The sequence below is a fragment of the Streptomyces soli genome, assembly GCF_003999195.1.
GTDB classification, from domain to species: domain Bacteria; phylum Actinomycetota; class Actinomycetes; order Streptomycetales; family Streptomycetaceae; genus Actinacidiphila; species Actinacidiphila soli.
This window is the reverse complement of record NZ_RJVR01000178.1, coordinates 1-16,039: the sequence shown is the minus strand read 5'-3', so window position 1 is coordinate 16,039 and position 16,039 is coordinate 1. Positions and strand designations below refer to the sequence as shown.

General features: G+C 68.3%; 14 protein-coding genes and 1 pseudogene. 11 read left to right on the top strand and 4 right to left on the bottom strand.

Annotated elements, in window-relative coordinates; genetic code table 11:
- The coding region (gene tpg / locus EFK10_RS15620) for a telomere-protecting terminal protein Tpg (RefSeq protein WP_407647084.1) at positions 1–234 on the top strand (234 nt) is incomplete at its 5' end.
- A gap of 397 nt (positions 235–631) precedes the next feature.
- Complete coding sequence (locus EFK10_RS15615; RefSeq protein WP_127356299.1) at positions 632–1,330, top strand: aspartate/glutamate racemase family protein; 699 nt, start codon at positions 632–634, stop codon at positions 1,328–1,330.
- A gap of 553 nt (positions 1,331–1,883) precedes the next feature.
- Here EFK10_RS15615 and EFK10_RS15610 read toward each other — a convergent pair.
- Both EFK10_RS15610 and EFK10_RS15605 read right to left on the bottom strand, forming a co-directional pair.
- Positions 1,884–2,183, bottom strand: coding sequence for a hypothetical protein (locus EFK10_RS15610; protein ID WP_127356298.1), 300 nt, complete (start codon positions 2,181–2,183; stop codon positions 1,884–1,886).
- Between the two features lie 24 nt (positions 2,184–2,207).
- Complete coding sequence (locus EFK10_RS15605; RefSeq protein ID WP_127356297.1) at positions 2,208–3,422, bottom strand: IS110 family RNA-guided transposase; 1,215 nt, start codon at positions 3,420–3,422, stop codon at positions 2,208–2,210.
- A gap of 331 nt (positions 3,423–3,753) precedes the next feature.
- Here EFK10_RS15605 and EFK10_RS15600 point away from each other — a divergent pair, with 331 nt between their 5' ends.
- From EFK10_RS15600 to EFK10_RS15575, 5 genes and pseudogenes are all read left to right on the top strand, one after another.
- Positions 3,754–4,176: a hypothetical protein gene (locus EFK10_RS15600; protein WP_127356296.1), complete on the top strand. Its 423-nt coding sequence runs from the start codon at positions 3,754–3,756 to the stop codon at positions 4,174–4,176.
- Between the two features lie 353 nt (positions 4,177–4,529).
- Complete coding sequence (locus EFK10_RS15595; RefSeq protein WP_164836016.1) at positions 4,530–6,293, top strand: DUF2207 domain-containing protein; 1,764 nt, start codon at positions 4,530–4,532, stop codon at positions 6,291–6,293.
- Positions 6,294–6,480: 187 nt separating this feature from the next.
- On the top strand, positions 6,481–7,452 hold the full coding sequence (locus EFK10_RS15590) for a hypothetical protein (protein WP_127356294.1): 972 nt from the start codon (positions 6,481–6,483) through the stop codon (positions 7,450–7,452).
- A 141-nt stretch (positions 7,453–7,593) separates the two neighbouring features.
- A pseudogene (locus EFK10_RS53290) lies at positions 7,594–8,432 on the top strand (transposase family protein); the annotation flags it as partial.
- 65 nt (positions 8,433–8,497) lie between these two features.
- Entirely contained in the window at positions 8,498–8,812 is a 315-nt protein-coding gene (locus EFK10_RS15575) for a hypothetical protein (protein WP_127356292.1), read from the top strand.
- Between the two features lie 133 nt (positions 8,813–8,945).
- Here EFK10_RS15575 and EFK10_RS53285 read toward each other — a convergent pair whose 3' ends face one another.
- Positions 8,946–9,701, bottom strand: a complete 756-nt coding sequence (locus EFK10_RS53285; protein ID WP_127356291.1) for a GbsR/MarR family transcriptional regulator — start codon at positions 9,699–9,701, stop codon at positions 8,946–8,948.
- Positions 9,702–9,928: 227 nt separating this feature from the next.
- Here EFK10_RS53285 and EFK10_RS15565 point away from each other — a divergent pair, with 227 nt between their 5' ends.
- The 4 genes from EFK10_RS15565 (at position 9,929) to EFK10_RS15545 (ending at position 13,929) form a co-directional block, all read left to right on the top strand.
- On the top strand, positions 9,929–10,594 hold the full coding sequence (locus EFK10_RS15565; RefSeq protein ID WP_127356290.1) for a DUF4097 family beta strand repeat-containing protein: 666 nt from the start codon (positions 9,929–9,931) through the stop codon (positions 10,592–10,594).
- Positions 10,595–10,749: 155 nt separating this feature from the next.
- Positions 10,750–11,574 carry an alpha/beta fold hydrolase gene (locus EFK10_RS15560; RefSeq protein WP_127356289.1) on the top strand — a complete coding sequence of 275 codons (825 nt, stop codon included), beginning with the start codon at positions 10,750–10,752 and terminating at the stop codon, positions 11,572–11,574.
- Positions 11,575–12,793: 1,219 nt separating this feature from the next.
- Positions 12,794–13,549 carry a hypothetical protein gene (locus tag EFK10_RS15550; RefSeq protein WP_127356287.1) on the top strand — a complete coding sequence of 252 codons (756 nt, stop codon included), beginning with the start codon at positions 12,794–12,796 and terminating at the stop codon, positions 13,547–13,549.
- Entirely contained in the window at positions 13,546–13,929 is a 384-nt protein-coding gene (locus EFK10_RS15545; protein ID WP_127356286.1) for a GntR family transcriptional regulator, read from the top strand. Before EFK10_RS15550 ends, EFK10_RS15545 begins: the two co-directional genes overlap by 4 nt.
- 226 nt (positions 13,930–14,155) lie before the next feature.
- Here EFK10_RS15545 and EFK10_RS15540 read toward each other — a convergent pair.
- Positions 14,156–16,039: helicase associated domain-containing protein (locus tag EFK10_RS15540; protein ID WP_127356285.1), on the bottom strand; the 1,884-nt coding region annotated here is incomplete at its 5' end.

Below are 16,039 nucleotides of genomic sequence, written 5' to 3'. Positions count from 1 at the left end.
GCTCCGATCGGCACCACCGACCAGGACCGGATCCGCCACCTCACCGTGGCCCTTCCACCGCAGTACGCCGCCCGTCTCTTCGACGCCCAGGACCAGGGGGCCACCGACCAGGAGCTCCAGAAGATCGCCGCCGAAGCGCTCAAGGAGGTGTACTTCCAAGACGGCGGCCGCCGCGCCGGCAGCCTGGAGGAGGTGCGGTTCACCGACGTGCAGCACATCGACTTCGACCTGTAGGTCCCCGAGCACGGATGAGGGCCCGAACCATCGTTGAGCCGAAGCACGATAGTTGTCACAAAAGCAGCGTTGCTGTAACCCCGGCCCTCAGCTCGACAGCGCCGCGGCTGAGCCGTGACACGTTAGTTGGAACCTGGCCACGAGGACTGGCACCGGGGTTCGGCTCGACGGCGGGAACGCCTCCATCAACTGCTTCCTGGCCAGGTCAGACCCTGTGGTACGGTCCGCGACCGGTTCCAACAAGCGTGACAACTCGCCGCAGGTGCCAACAAGACTGTCCCGTCGGTTCCAACTCCGCTGTCCCGCTGGACCAAGAAGTGCAGGTCACCGCGCCCTTCCGGTTCCAATTAACGTGGCACGGCGCCGCGGCCAGCGAAGGGCGTGCGAGAGTGGGGCGATGAAGACCATCGGGTTGATCGGCGGCATGAGCTGGGAGTCGACGGCCGAGTACTACCGGCTGCTCAACGAGCAGGCCCGGGAGCGGCTGGGCGGCCTCCACTCGGCCAAGTGCGTGCTGTACTCGGTCGACTTCGCCGATATCGAGCGGCTGCAGGTGGCCGGGCGCTGGGATGAGGCGGGCAAAGTACTCGCTGACGCGGCCCGGTCCCTGCAGGCCGCTGGTGCGGACCTGCTGCTGATCTGCACCAACACCATGCACAAGGTCGCCGACCAGGTGGTGGCGGCGGTAGACATTCCGCTGCTGCATCTGGCCGACGCGACGGCAGCTGCGGTGCGGACCGCGGGTCTGCGCCGAGTGGGGTTGTTGGGCACTGCGTTCACCATGGAGCAGGACTTCTACCGGGACCGCCTGGCCGGGCACGGCCTGGAGATCCTGGTTCCCGACGCGGACGACCGGGCCGTCGTCCATCGGGTGATCTACGAGGAGCTGTGCCTCGGCATCGTCCGGGAGGAGTCCCGAGCCGCCTACGGTGAGGTGATCAGCAGACTGGTGGCTTCCGGCGCGGAGGGCATCATCCTCGGCTGCACCGAGATCGAGCTCCTCATCGGCCCGGAGCACAGCCCTGTTCCTGTCTTCGCCACCACCCGCCTGCACGCCGAGGCCGCCGTTACCGCGGCACTCGCGCCAGGACGGTAGCCCAGGCGGCATTGGGGCTATGCCTGGTCGGGTCGGACTTCCGTTCGGAAGCTTCCCTTTCGGTCTCACCCAGAGCTTCGCGGACGACGCTGAGCGGTGACAACAACCCCGCAAACTCAGCGCTGGTGACAACCAGCCTGCCTCGTTGGTGACAACTGGCCCGCTTCGCGAGACGGGCAGTCCCAGGTCGGAAAGTGGCAGTGGTGACAATTAACGTGCCTCGGCACAATCGTGTGACTGAGCGGTTCATTTGGCCGGTGAGCGGTTGAGTTGGCCGGTTGAGCGTCGGCGTTCGGCCTGGTCAGCGGGTCGCGGTGTTCCGCAGCCCGTCCCGAGTCGAACCGCCCCGGCGTATCACTGCTGGTCGGTGGGATTCGCTCAACTGGCCAAATGAACTGCTCAGTCACACATCGGCGGTTCGGGCCCTCACACGCGTATCCGCGGGGGGGGGTGCCTCTATGTCTTTGGTCAAGCAGGCGGGGCTGTGCGCGAAGTTTTCCAGCCGGGGCGACGTGAAGGTCGGATGCCGGGAGTGCTGGTCCGGGTGGGTTGATCAGGGTAGGTCTTCCTCCGGGTGCAGGTATGTGTCGTTCTCGGCGTAGTAGATGACTGCCTCGCATGCCTCTTGTGGGGAGGGAATGGCCCCGTCATGGTGCGCGCGCCAGGTCTCCAGGACGTCGCGGATCAGGACGGTTTCCAGGAGGTAGGTGCGGCCCTCTGCGTCTGGCTGGCTTGAGCCTTCCCGGTTGGGGACAGCTGTCGCGTCGCTTTGCGCAGTCCAGGGCTCGCTGGCGAAGACGGTCAGGCCGTCATCCGTCTCAGTCAGTCGGCTGATCAGTTCCTCAAGTGTCACGGGTACTCCAACTGGGCTCGTCTGCTAACTGCAGAGTCCCATGTGGCGTGGGGTTCGGGGCTCGTAGAAGGTGCCGTCGCGGAGCATGGCGAACAGGACGCTGATGCGGTGGCGGGCGAGGCGAAGGAGGGCCTGGGTGTGGGTTTTGCCCCGGGCTCGGCAGCGGTCGTAGTAGGTGCGGGAGGCAGGGTCGTGCAGGGCGGCGAACGCGGACAGGAACATCGCGCGTTTGAGCTGCCGGTTCCCGCCGCGGGGTGCGTGTTCACCGTGGATCGAGGTCCCCGACGACTTCGTCGTTGGGGCGAGGCCGGCGTAGGAGGCTAGGTGGGCGGCGCTGGGGAAGCTGGTGCCGTCGCCGACGGTGACCAGCAGGACGGCGGCGGTCCTGACCGCGACCCCCGGCATCGAGGTCAGGACCGGGGAAAGAGGGTGTGCCTCCAGCAGCTGCCCGATCTGGGCTTCCAAGGCCCGGCGCTGGTCGTGGACGGCCGCGAGCGAGCGGGCCAGCGAAGGCACCACGACGTCGAGAGTGCCCGTCCCGGGGACGACGACGGTCTGCTCGTCGAGCGCGTCGAAGACCTCGTCGATCAGCCGGATGGCCATGCGTGGGGCCTTGGGCTGGACCACCTCAACGAGCCTGCGGCGTCCGGCTTTCCGCAGAGCGGCCGGGGAACCGTAGCGTTCCAGCAGCCAGGTCACGGCCTGGTGGTCGAGACGGGGTCCGAGGACGCGTTCCAGCGAAGGATGGAACTGGGTGAGCAGGCCCCGTATGCGGTTGCTGGTGCGGGTGGCCTCGGCCGCGAGGTCCTGGTCGAAGCCGACCAGAACCGTGAGTTCGGCGGTGATCTCATCAGTCAGCTCGAGCGAGCGCAGGGTGTGGGGCATGGTGCGGGCGGCGTCCGCGATCACCGCCGCGTCCTTGGCGTCGGTCTTGGCCTCGCCCGGGTAGAGGTCGGCGATCCGACGCATGGCCAGGCCGGGCAGGTAGGCGACCTTGCAGCCCGCGTCCCGGGCCACGGTCAGGGGCAGGGCGCCGATCGAGGCGGGCTGGTCCACGATCACCAGCACGGTGCCGAACTTCGCGGCCAGCTTGTCGAACACGGCCCGCAGTTTCGGCTCGCTGTTGGGCAGCGGCTTGTCGAAGACCTTCTTGCCGGCCGTGGTGAGCCCGTGGCCGTGGTGGGTGCTCTTGCCGACGTCCAGGCCGAGGAAGACGCCCACGTCACCGATGTCGTACAACCCATCCTCCCGAGCGGGGTTCGTGCGGTGTGCTGGCCAAGGCGTTGGCGCCGTACGCGCGCATCCACGTTATGCAGACCTGCCGCCCGCAAACGGCCGGGCATTGCACCCGGCCAGGCGGTAGTCGGACCTCTCATCAGCGTCTCCAACGGCGCCTCTCGGGCCCGGTGACACCACCCCCCAGGTCATCGCTCGACAGGGGGACACAGTCATGCCGGGCCCGGAGGCCAGCGGCCCTCTTGCAGGACCGTGAAAAACATAACGGGGGGTGCCCCTATGTCTTTGGTCAAGTGGAAGGGTGCTTGTTCGGGGCTTCTGGAACGATGTGCCTGTGCATGCTGATGATCAGGTTGGGGACGGTGTTTCTGCGGAGCTCGCGGCGTTTCTCCGCGACGCTGGCGACGGCCGTCTGGTGAAGATCGCTCCTTCCGTGTGCGGCGGGTGCGACGGTCGCGTTTTCCTTGTGCTTGTCGACGACGTCGAGGGCGGAGCCGAGCGGGAGTGCACTGGTTGCGGCAGCCGTGCGTTCATCGCGGATAGCGCGGAGTTCTGGGAGGACGCGGACCCTGGGGCGGCCGGCTGCCCGTGCGGGAGCGAGGCGTTCGAGGCGGCTGTCGCTTTCTCGCTCGCCGACGACGGATCGGTCCGCTGGGTGACCGTTGGGTTGAGGTGTCGCCGGGACGGGGTCGTGGGGGTTTATGCCGATTGGAAGATCGATTACAGCCCCACCGATCACCTGCTGAGCATGTTCTGAGCCGACTGGTCGGCAGCCGCGTTGAGCGGTAGTGGGTCGTAGAAAGTGCCCTCGCTCAGGAGCTCGCAGAGGAATGTTGCCTGGCTGCGGGCGAGGCAGAGCAGAGGTCGTCGGTTGGCCTTTGCGTCATTGGTCAGGCGGCTGATGCGGGTCGTGATTCGTAGAAGGTGCCGTCGCGGAGCATGGCGAACAGGACGTCGCGGAGTAGGCTGCGGATCTTCGTGGGGCGGTTGGGGGTTGTCCCGAGACGATTGGGGGGGGTTGTCTTGAGCGGTAAGAGCGATAGAGCGGACAAGGCGAGACCGGCAAGCGGGACGTCGGCGCGGCGGCGTCGGCGCGGCAGCCTGATCTGGATGTTCTTTGCCGTGCTGCTGCTCGGTGGAGTCGTGGGACTCGCCGGGGTGCTCGGGAACACCGAGCGGGTCAACAGGATGTGGGTCAGCGCCGTGGTCGCCAAGGACGGCAGCGCCCGCATCACCGAGGTGATCGACTACGATTTCGGGCACCCCGACGCCTCCAAGCACGGCATCTACCGTGACATCCCGGGCCTGACCTACGACGATCCGGACAACGAGGTCAGGGCCACCGTGGACGGCGCCCCGGTCCCGTACGAACTCACATACGGTGAGACGACGGACCGGAGCATCAGGGTGGGTGACCCCGACAACACGGTCAGCGGGCTCCACCGCTATCGCATCCAGTACACGCTCCAGAACGTCGTCCGTGACGGCAAGCTCGCCTGGGACGGGGTCGGCACGGGCTGGAAGACCGACCTCGACAACGTCGAGATCCATGTCGTGGCCCCGTACGACCTCACCGGCACGCGCTGCGTGCAGGGCAAAACCGGTTCCCAGCAGAGCTGTAAGGTCGCAGAGCCCGAGTCGGGCCATCTCGTCGTCACGCTCGACAAGCTCAAGGCGGGCCGGGGCACCACGCTGTACGCCTCCGGCGCCGCGAGTGGAGCCGCCGACCGGGTGGCTGCTCCCGTTCCGCCCTCGGGGGCGGCCGACGGTGACGCGATCGTGAACCCGCTGTGGACACTTCTGTTGGTGGCTGGCCTCGCTCTGGGCAGTGGTCTGCTGACGGTTTGGCTGCTGCGTCTCGTCGGCCGTGACCGGCTCGTGACGGACGGGCCCTCCGGATCCCCGTTGGGTACCGGTGGTGGTGGCGGGGAGCGGCGCGTGGACATCGACAGGCTCATGGCCTCGCTCACTCCGACGTCCGCCCCTCCGGACGGCTTGAGCCCGGCCCAGGGCGGCATCCTGCTCGTCGAGCGGGTTGAGCCCCAGCACCAGGTGGCGTGGCTGCTCGGTACGGCCATCGACGGTTACGTCACTATCGAGGGCGCCGAGCGGTATCCGACCGTGCGTCGGAACGCCGAGCGCGTGCCGACGGATCCGGACACCGAGGCCGTGCTCGACGAAATGTTCGCGGGCCGCGAGGAGTTCACCCTGGGCCTGCGCGACCAGCGCTTCCGGACGGCCTGGCAGATCCTCGGCACCCGGATGACGGAGTGGCAGCTGACCAGCGGTCTGTGGGATCCGGCCGGCGAGCAGCGCGACCGCACGGGGCAGCTGATCGGCATCGCCGCCACGCTGCTGGGCTTTGTCGCCGCCATCGTCGGCAGCGTGCTCAACGGCTCGATGAACCCTGCGGGTTGGCCGACCACCGTCCTGGGCGCGTTGGCCGCGGGCACCGGTCTCGCCCTGTCGCTCCGCTCCTGGGAGCTGCAGTCCCGTACGGCCTGCGGCACGGCCCTGTGGCTCCAGGTGGAATCGTTCCGGCGCTACCTGGCCGACCCGTCCCCGCAGCTGGCCGACGGGACGACCGACGACGACCAGCTGGAGCTGTACACCGCGTGGGCGGTGGCACTGGGCGAGGCATCCGGCTGGCAGCAGGCGGTCACCGCGTCGACGGCGGCACCCGCCGCCACCGGCACCGTCCGCCGCTCGACCGCGCTGGTACGGTACGGTCCGGCGCTGGCGGTGGGCCTGATCGCCGCCGCGGCGGTCTCCGGAACACCCCCGTCCTCCAGCGGCTCCAGCGGTAGTTCCGGCGGCGGCTCGGACGGAGGGGTCGGCGGCGGCGAAGGGGGAGGCGGCGGAGGTTCGTGGTGACCTTCCGCGCGCGGAGGCATCTTCCGTAACTCATGCGTCATGGCCGTCCAGTAGGACTCGTCAGGTCTGTCTGGATCTTGAGAGGTGGCGCCTGCCGGACGGCCACGGCCCGGTGGTACTTGGGGCAGTTGCGGGCGGTCTGTGAAGAGCGTGCGATACTCCCGCCCATGTTGATCGCGGAAGACGCATGTACACCGCACTGACGTGGAGTGCGCGGATATGCGCGGTTGTGGGGTATGTCGCCACAGCTGTGGCGTGCGCCTGGCTGCTGGGAATGGCCGCTCTGGCGCCCCCGCACACCGTGCCCCTGGTGTGGGGCGGCGTTGCCGCCACGTGTGCGGTCGTGCGAACTGCCGCGTTGTGGGGCGTGCGGTCTGTGAAGCCGCGTGTCTCGCTGGCCAAGCCGGCGTCGGCCTCACGGTACGACCAGGCCATGGTGGACCTGTCCTTCGACAATTCTCCGAGCTGGGTGAAGGCCCGCACCTGTGGGATGTGGGCGCTGGTGGCCTTCGCGGCCGGTGCGCTCTTCGTGCCGGTCGTGTCTGGCTCCCCGGGCCAAACGATCAGCGCCCTGCAGAAGGCCGGTGCGACCGTCAGCACGGCCGTCGTCGTCGAGGCGCCCAGCTCGGTGGAGAAGGACCTCAGCGAGGACATCGTCCGCGGTTATTACGCGAACCTGGTGGTATCGGTGCCCGATGGCCCGGGCCGACTCTCCGTACACCGCGCGTACACCCGTGACAGACCGCACCAGGGGGCCAGCGTCGAGGTCCTGTGGTCGCCGAGCGCCCCGAGGATCGGTGGTGTCGTGCACGAGCGCCGGGACTTGCACCTTTACGCGCAGCCCCGCTGGGAGGCGTTCCCGGACTCGGCGGGCGGCCGTGACGCGCTCTTCGCGCTGATTATTGTCACATTCGTGGGGCTCGTCATAGGACTCCTGATCACCCTGGGCTCGGACAGTGAGGCCCTCCAGGAGCTGGCCTGGTCGCCCGTCGCTCAGACTGTGCGTGCCGTGGTAATCGTTGGCCTCTATCTGGCCTGGCTGCCGATGCTCACGGCCCACAAGCTCTCGGGATTGACTGGTCTGTTCGCGGCGAGCGGCTTCATGACCGTCCTTTTGGTCTACTGCTTCACTTCCGTACGTGCCATCGGCGAGGGTTAGGGGGCCTTTCCCCGGGCTCCGGCGTTCGGTCTGGATGTCTGGGTTCGGTGTGATTTGTGACGATGGTGCCCCCCGAACGTAGACGAGCACGGCTCTTGTGGATCATGAAGGTGTCTACGCCTCAGGATCTGCAAGGGTGCCGTGTTCGTTCCTCCGTCATCCCCCATCGCTGTTCCGTCCCGTGCCCCGACTCCGCCACGGAGACCGGCCCTGCCCCGGAGCCCTGATGAAGTGTCGGATCTGCTAACTGAGTTGAACCAAGTTCCCGATCCTCGCGCCCGGCAGGGCAGGCGGTTCGCCGTGTCATCCCTGCTGGCCCTGTCCATCTGCGCGATGACACCTGCCGGCAACGATTTGCTCACGTCCGTCGCCGAGTGGTGCCAGCACGCCTCCGCCCAGGAAGTGGCCGCCTTCGCCCTGCCCTACGATCTGCTGCTCGGCGGTTTCCGCGTCCCCAGCGACCCTGGTGGTTAATTGGCGGAGCGTCACGGCAGCGGTCATGGATGCACGGATTCCTGACCGGTTTGTCGGTAATGATGGGCCGCTCGAGACTGGCGACCTTGGACGATTGGCCACGCTGCGCAATTAACCACCAGGGTCCCCAGCGAGAAGACGTTCCGCCGCGTACTGGGCTTGCTCGACCCAGTCCACGTCAGCGCGGCCGGCTTCGCCTACCTGCGGCCACTGCTGGAAGCCGCGCACGAAGGGCCCCCACCCCGCACACACCCGACGGACTGATCGAGCGGGAACAGCGCTGTGCTCACCGCCAGACCGAACGGGGCGTGACACGCGCACCCCGGCGCCAGGCCCTGGCAGTGGACGGCAAGTGCCTGCGCGGCGCGAAACGCCCCAACGGCAGCCGGGTGTTCGGCCTCTCCGCAGTCCGGCACGGCGACGGCATCACCCTGGCATCCCGCGAGATCGGCACGAAGACCAACGAGATCCCAGAGTTCGCTCCGCTGCTGGACCAGATCGACGACTGCGCCTGCTCACCGACAGCGGCATCGCTCCTCATCACCAGGGCGTTCAGTTTCCCGGCAGGTCAGTGGTCCTTCCGCTGGACGACGCGACCTGGGCGGCACTACAGGGCTGCCGAGAACACCGACGCCGGCTCGGCTCGGACAACCCCCACCTGCTCGTCACTCGGCTCACCCGGACACACCGCGGCCCTGCCGGCGCCGCTCACATCCGCGACAGCCTCGCCCCCGTCGGCCTCCTGCCGCGCATCCTGCGCTCCACCCGCCTGCTCACCCTCGCAGACGAACTCGACATCAAGGTACTTACCGCCTCACTGGGCATGTCATACGCAGGAGTCGCCCACTACCGGCCCGGAACAACGCCGCCGGTCAGCTTCATGTGACAGACCACCACCCATTGCCCTGTACAGCGGTCAGTTGAGAGGGCCGGCCGTGTCGCACCGCCGCTGTCACATCGGCCGAGGAGGACATGAGAGGGTCGTGGGCACCGCTGGCTGTGATCATCGAGACGGCTGTCTATCCGCGGTCTGAACGTGGCGTGGCAGTGCCGCCTGAGGTCGCTTCGGGTTTGGTGTAGAGGATCTCGCGGACCTGCTCCGCGGCGCGGAGGATGCTCTCGCTGATGAAGTCGCTGAAGCGGGCGATGTTCTCCAGGCGGGCGGCGGCCGGGGTGTCGCGGCCGAGGATGCCGACGCCCTGCCGCGCGGTCTCGGCGACCTGGGCGATGCCGCGGGCGCTGGCGATCGTCGACTGGTACCAGATGTCGTCGTCGACGACGTAGCGCTCGCGGCGGTGTTCGCCTGGTTCCCGTCGGACGAGGCCCAGGCTTTCGAGGGCCGCGATCGCTTTGGAGACGGAGGCGGGGCTGACCTGGAGGTGCTGGACGAGTTCGGACGCGGTGAGGCTGCCCGCGTCGGTGGTGAAAAGGCAGGTCAGCACCCGGGATGTCATCTTGGGCAGGCCCTGTTGCATGAAGAGGGTGGTGAACGTCTCCTCGTACTCGCGCACGGCCTCGGCGTCGCGCCCGTGGCTCTGCGCCGGGGTGCCCTGCCCGCGGGGCGGGGTGTGCTTGCGCCGGTGGGCGCGGTGTTCGGTGGCGCGGTGGGCCAGGTCGGCGCGGTAGGCGGTGGGGCCGCCGTTGCGCATCACCTCACGCGTGATCGTCGAGGTGGGGCGGTCGAGACTTCTGGCGATCTGGGCGTAGGGGAGGCTGTCGGCCAGCCCCAGCGCGATCTGCTGGCGTTCGGTCTGGGTGAGTCTGCCTCCCGGCACCGCGGTCTCCTTCCGTGTGTCCCCGATGCCGCCAGCATAGCGTTCACTTTCAGTCCAATGCAACGACCGGGGACAGCTGTCATTGCGTTAGATTTCCACCAGTTGCAACGAAATAGTGGCTCTCACCTGCAATTACGCCCGTCGCATGCAATCTGATAATTGTGCGATCCTTGAACGCAACGTAGCGTTCTCGGTATCGGAAACAACGGGCACACAAGGAGAGCATCATGCAGAAGTTCGACACCCCCGCCGCGATCTCCGCCGTTCTGGACGTCGCCGCCGGGCGCATCCAGTTCATCGCCGCCGACCGGGAGGACACCACGGTCGAGGTGCGGCCCGCGGACCCTTCCAAGGGCCGCGACGTGAAGGTGGCGGAGAAGACCATGGTCGAATTCGCCGACGGCGTCCTGCACATCCGCACCGCCGATCCGAAGAACCAGTACTTCGGACCCTCTGGCTCCCTGGAGGTCACCGTCCAGCTGCCGGCCGGCTCCCGCGTCGAGGCCCGCACCGCCGGCTGCGAACTGCGCGGCGTCGGCCGCCTGGGAGACGTTGTCTTCGAGGGCGCCTATCGGCAGATCAAGATCGATGAGGCGGCGAGTGTGCGGCTGACCGCGGTGGACGGCGATGTGGAGGTCGGCCGGCTGCACGGCCCGGCGCAGATCACCACGGCCCGGGGCGCCATCCGGATCGGCGAGGCCACGCGCGGGGCGGTGGTGCTGGGCACCCAGATGGGCGACATCACCGTCGGCGCCACCCCCGGCGTCTCCGCCGCCCTGGACGCCGGCACCGGCTACGGCCGCGTCAGCAACTCGCTCAAGAACGACGGCACCACCGAGCTGGACATCCGCGCCACCACCGGCCACGGCGACATCACCGCCCGCAGCCTGTAAAAGGAGCAGAACCAGGACTATCCGGCCGGGCCCACCGCGATCGAGATCCTGTCGGTCGTCGACGACGACCCGGCCGTCCGTCCCCAGGGGCCTGCGATCCACGTGCAGAACCTGGAGAAGTCGTACAAGACGCCTCACGCGACCAGGGGGAACCCATGACGAAGAACAGCACTTCCTCGACCAGTTCGACGTGGACCGGCATGGTGCCGGTTGACGATACGGCCCTGGCCGTCACCGACACCGGCGGTCCCGGTATCCCTGTGGTCTACCTCAACGGCCAGTTCGCCACCCAGGGGTACTGGCGGCGGGTCATCGCCGAACTGGGGACCAGGTGGCGGCACATCACCTACGACGAGCGGGCCCGCGGCAAATCGAAGCGTTCCGCGGACTACTCCTTCGAGGCCGCCGTCCGGGACGTCGATGCCGTTCTCGCGGCCAGGGGTGTGGACCGGGCACTGGTGGTGGGCTGGTCCTACGGAGCGTTCGTCGCGGCGCACTGGGCCAGCCGCAACCCCGACCGCACCCTGGGCGCGGTCATGGTCGACGGCGCGCAACCGTACGACTGGCTGGATGAGGCCATGGAGCAGCGGATCCGGAAGACGTTTCGGCGGTTGAACTGGTTCCTGCCGCTGCTGCGCCCGACGGGCCTGACCCCGCGGATGAATGCCGAACAGATGGCGGACAGCAACATCGAGCTCGGCAGGCTCGCCCGCGAGCGCGAGCTGGGCCCCGTGCTGGACAACATCACTGTCCCGGCGCGGTATGTGGTTGCTTCGGGGACGTCCCTGGGAAGCAAGGGTGACGAGCAGGAGCGGATCCGCACCAGCCTCGATCCGGTGGTCGCCCGCAACACGAACATCAAGATCAGCGCGAAGGTCGCCAGCAACCACGGTGCGATCCTGAAGAAGGACTCCCCGGCCATCGCCGAGGCCGTGCGCGAGGTCGCCGCCCTCGACCCCTCGACCGCGTCAGGGCGCTGAAGACGCGACCAGCGCACTGACGACGCCTACACGTCCTCGCCACCATCGTCCTCATCGTCCAGCTCGACCGCGTCCGGATCGCGCAAGGGCCGCAGCCCTTCGCGCGGGACGGACGCGGTGAAGCTGTAACGGCCGAGCACGTGATCGTTCTCACCGATAAGTTCGCGGTCACGCCTGCGGCGAACTCCAGCTGGTCGTCCTCCAGGTGGGCGAGGTGTTCGGCGATCGCGGCGCGGTCCCGTGCGGCGGACGGCAAGCCGTTGCGGAAGACGGGCGACGACGTTCCACGACAACTTCGGCCGGCACGTCGGAAAGATTCAAGGCGACAAGGTGTATGGCCCCGACGCCCGCTACGTTGCCTCGCTTGTTGGGGACCGGCTGGTGTATCGGCAGACGGACAGCGCTGGCATCAGCTCACCGTTCGCCCCCATACCGTCGGCGGCCCTGGGAGGCGCCGGAGTCGGCGGCTCTGGCCTGTGGGGAGACGAACCGACGTTCTCGTGAACGTCGCAGCGGCAGAGGCCCCGGGCGAAGACTCCCGGGGCCCTGGCACCGGCCCGTTTCAACGACCGGCCTTGTGGGGGTGTTATGCCCATTCGATGCCGAGTTCGGTGAGGGCAGCCCGCTGCTCCGCATCCAGCCCCGCGCCTTGTCTTGTGATTGTTCAGGAACACGCCAGCCTCACGGGTACCGGCTCTGCTTGGCCCTCTACCGTGATCTCCTCGGCGTGGGCTCTGGGGACGCGGTGGTGGCCTTCGCGGGCGATGTACTGCGTCAAGTGCCGTGATGCCGCGTTGAAAGCCTGTGGCGCCCTTCGCGGACGCCTTTCTGCCGCCCTTCGCCGCCGGGGCGCCAGACGGCTCCTTAGCGGGCTTAAGTCCGAGCACGGAGAGCCGCTGCTGTTGCTCGCTGGTGAGCTGCGCCCAATCGCGGTTCTGCCGGCGGGACTTCGGCCGCCGAGGGCCGGGGTCTGGCTGTGCACTTCAGCCGCGGGGTTCAATGACCGGTGGCAGCCGGTGCCACGAGGTGACCTGGCGGTTGCTGTCTTCCGGCCGGTATCGGGTTGGCCGGGTGTCGTGTGGGTGGCTGTTCCCGATTGGTGTCGGGCCGCCGAGTTGTGTCAATCACTTGACACAAGAATCCGTGGGGCCGCATCTTGTACTCGCTGCTTGATACAAGTGGCGCTACACGTCGTACGCTTGTGCAGCGGGAGATTCTCATGCTCGAACTCGACACTGTGCCGACCGCGTCGGCAGCCGACCGCTACGTCCGCTGGGCGGGCCTGCTCATCGGATTCGTCGCCGCTCGGATGGTGGGGCACGCATGGGACACCGGCGAGGACATCGGCATCCTGTATGCCATTCCGGTCTTCGGTCTGTGCGCGGTCGGCGGGGTCCTGGCGGGAGACGCGCTGACGGCACGCCCGCGAGGCACGGTCCGCTCGGCTGGCTTGGCCCCGCGCCGGGTTCGCGACTATGTGCCGACGCGGATGACCTTGCTCCTCCTTGCCCAGGCCGGCGTCCTTGTTGTCCTCCTGATCGTGGCTGCCGTCCTCGCCTGGTCCGATGACATGGGGCGCGCAGGTCGGTCCCTGACTCTCACCTGCCCGGACGGAAGCACCGCGGGCATGGGACCATGGCCTGGCGTCTTTTACGGCCTGCCCATCCTCGCTTCCCTCGCTGTCTCCACGGCTGCCTGCTTTTGGTCGCTGACCCGGATCGTTCGCCGTCCCGGCGGCGAACAGACCCGTCACGACCGCGCACTGGCCGTCGTTGCCGCGTGGGGCCTGCTGGTTTCCGCACTCCTGCTCGGTACTGCCTCCACCGCGTCCGGCGCCCTGATGGGCACGACCTGCGACGGCACCATCGGCCGCATCGGAAATGGGCTGCTGTGGCCCGCGGCCCTGGTCGCCCTCGTCACGGTGTCGTGGTGCCTGTTCACGGTGATCTCGCCCAAGGCCCGGGTGCGCCGGTGACCAGCCCCGTCATCCACGTCGACACCGCGAGCCACGTCCCGCCGTACGAACAGATCCGCGTTCAGCTTGCCGCCCTCATCGCCACCGGCCGCCTCCCGGAGGGCGAACGCCTGCCGACAGTACGCCAGCTGGCAGCCGATCTGGGGCTGGCGGCGGGAACGGTGGCAAGGGCGTACCGCGAACTGGAGTCGGCGTCCTTGATCCGCACGCGCCGGGGGGCGGGGACACGGGTGGCGTCGCTTCCGACGCCCGCCGCCGATCCGGATCCGACACGGCTGGCAGAACTGACGCGACTGTTCGTGACGCAGGCGCGGGGGCTTGGCGCGGACGGGCAGGCGGTGCTCGAAGCGGTACGGGAGGCGTTGGACGAGCCACTTTGATGCGCTCATAGACCCCACCAGACAAAGACTCCACGCGATAGCCGTGGGGGTAGAGGTCTCGGATCTCGCTGGGGTCGCCGGGGTGGAGGGAATGGAGACGTGGGCCTGCAGTCGTTAACCGGGCTCATCGCCCTCAGATGGCACGAGGCCCCGGGAATCTGCCATGACCTCCCGGGGTCTCCCTGCACTTCGGGCCGGTTGGTTCAACGACCGGGTCCCACCCGCGTCACGCCCACTCGATGCCCAGTTGTGCGAGGGCGGTGCGCTGCGTCTCGGTGAGCTTGTCGCGGCGGCTCTTGGTGTTGGAGACCCAAATGCCGAGCTTCACCTCGTGCTCCTGGTCGTCGATGACGATCGGTTCTGAGTGGCTGCGCGGGACCGGACGGCCAGCGCCTTCCCTCGCGATGTACTGGGCCAGGGCTGTCAGGCCTCGTTGGAACGCCTCCGACAGCTTGCTCGGAACGCCAGCCGCGGCCTTTCGCGCCAGGGTCGGAGCGGGCCGCTGGGTGGGTTTGATGCCCAGCCCGGTCAGTCGTTCCTGTTGTTCGGTGGAGAGCTGCGTCCAGTCGCGGGCCATCCGCTGCAGCCACCGTCCCAGGTCGTCGCCTTCGAAGAGGACGCCGGGGTGGATGTCGGGGAGGGTGCCGTCGGCGTCGACCAGGTTGCGCAGTACGGAGTAGTGGCGTTGCCAGTCCAAGGGCCAGGGGCAGTTCCAGTCGGGGTCGATGGCGGTGAGCTGTTTGGCGCGGTCTTCGGCCCGCTCGGGGTCCTTGCCGAGGCCGCCTTTCCTGCGGAGGTTGGCCATGTGTTGCCCGACCGGATGCTGGTCGGTCTCCGTCTCGCCCCACAGGGCGTCCTGGCGCGGGGCAAGGTGCCCGTGCGCGCGGTGGAACGAGCGAAGTGCTGAGAGCTTGGTCTCCCACGCCTCATCGCCCGGTTCCCACACCATCCCTTCCTCATCGAGTTGCTCCTTGCGTCGGGGCTCGAGTTCGCCGGCGCGGTACGCGCGCCTGTTCTGATGCACCCAGTGCCCAAGGGGATAAGCCTTCGTGACGCCGACTTCGACCTCGACGTCGTACGGCACGGCGTGGAGGCCGGTGATCTCGTTGTCGGCTCGCCAGCGTCGCAGGGCCTGGTAGCCCTCTAGCCACACCAAAGACTCCGGCCGGTACACCCTCGTGCGCAGGAACGCGGCGATGGTGGCGGGGTCGCGGGGGCTGGAGAAGTGGAGCAGCGCGGACTCCGCCGCGCCCTCGGTCCCGTTGCCCTGCTCCTGGTCCCCGCCGCCGGCCCTGTCTCCTGCCACGCTGCCGGCGCCGATGATCCGGCCGTCCGCGTCGCGCTGTACGTGGACTTTGCGCTGTCCGCTGCTCATGGCGCGGTTGGCGAGCTGCTCGACGAGTCGTTCGTCGTGGCTGCGCAGTCCTTGGAGGACGGCTACGAGCGGTTTGTAGCTGGCTGAGGCGACCATGTCGGCCGGGTCCTCACCGGCGGCGAGGAAGATGGGCACGATGATCCTGGCGACCTTCGTGGTGCGGTCCGGGTTCGGCCGCAGCGCGCGGCCGATGTTCTGGACGATTTCGACTTGGGAGCCGCGGGTGTCGGCGAAGCAGATGGCTTCGACTCCTCGCTCGCCGGTGATGTCGACGCCTTCGCCGAGGACCCGAACCGACGCGAGGAACGCGCGGTGGACCCGCTTGCCGTCGGCGTCGATGCCGCCTGCGAACTGGCGCAGCACCTCGCGCCGCTCGGAGACGAGGTGGTCGCCGCACAGCCACTGGGCCCAGACCCGGTCTGGTGGCACGTGGCGGTGGGGTTGGAGGTCGTAGAACTGGGCGTCGATCGATGACGCCGGCAGTGCGTCGGCCTCCGCCAGGGCGTGGTCGCAGGGCTCGGTCGCATAGAGCTCGGCGGCGGTCTCCGGGAGCTTCGCGGCGAACGCGGCGGCCTCTTCCACTCGCTGGTGGAACGTCATCACCGTCTTGAGGTTGAACCGTGCCGCGTGCTCCAGGAGCGCGGCCTGCAGCAACGCGAGCCGCCGGCCCCGCAGGGCCTCTTGGGAGGTTCCCAGGGTGAGGTCGGGGTCCTGGATCTCCAGGACGTCGATCTC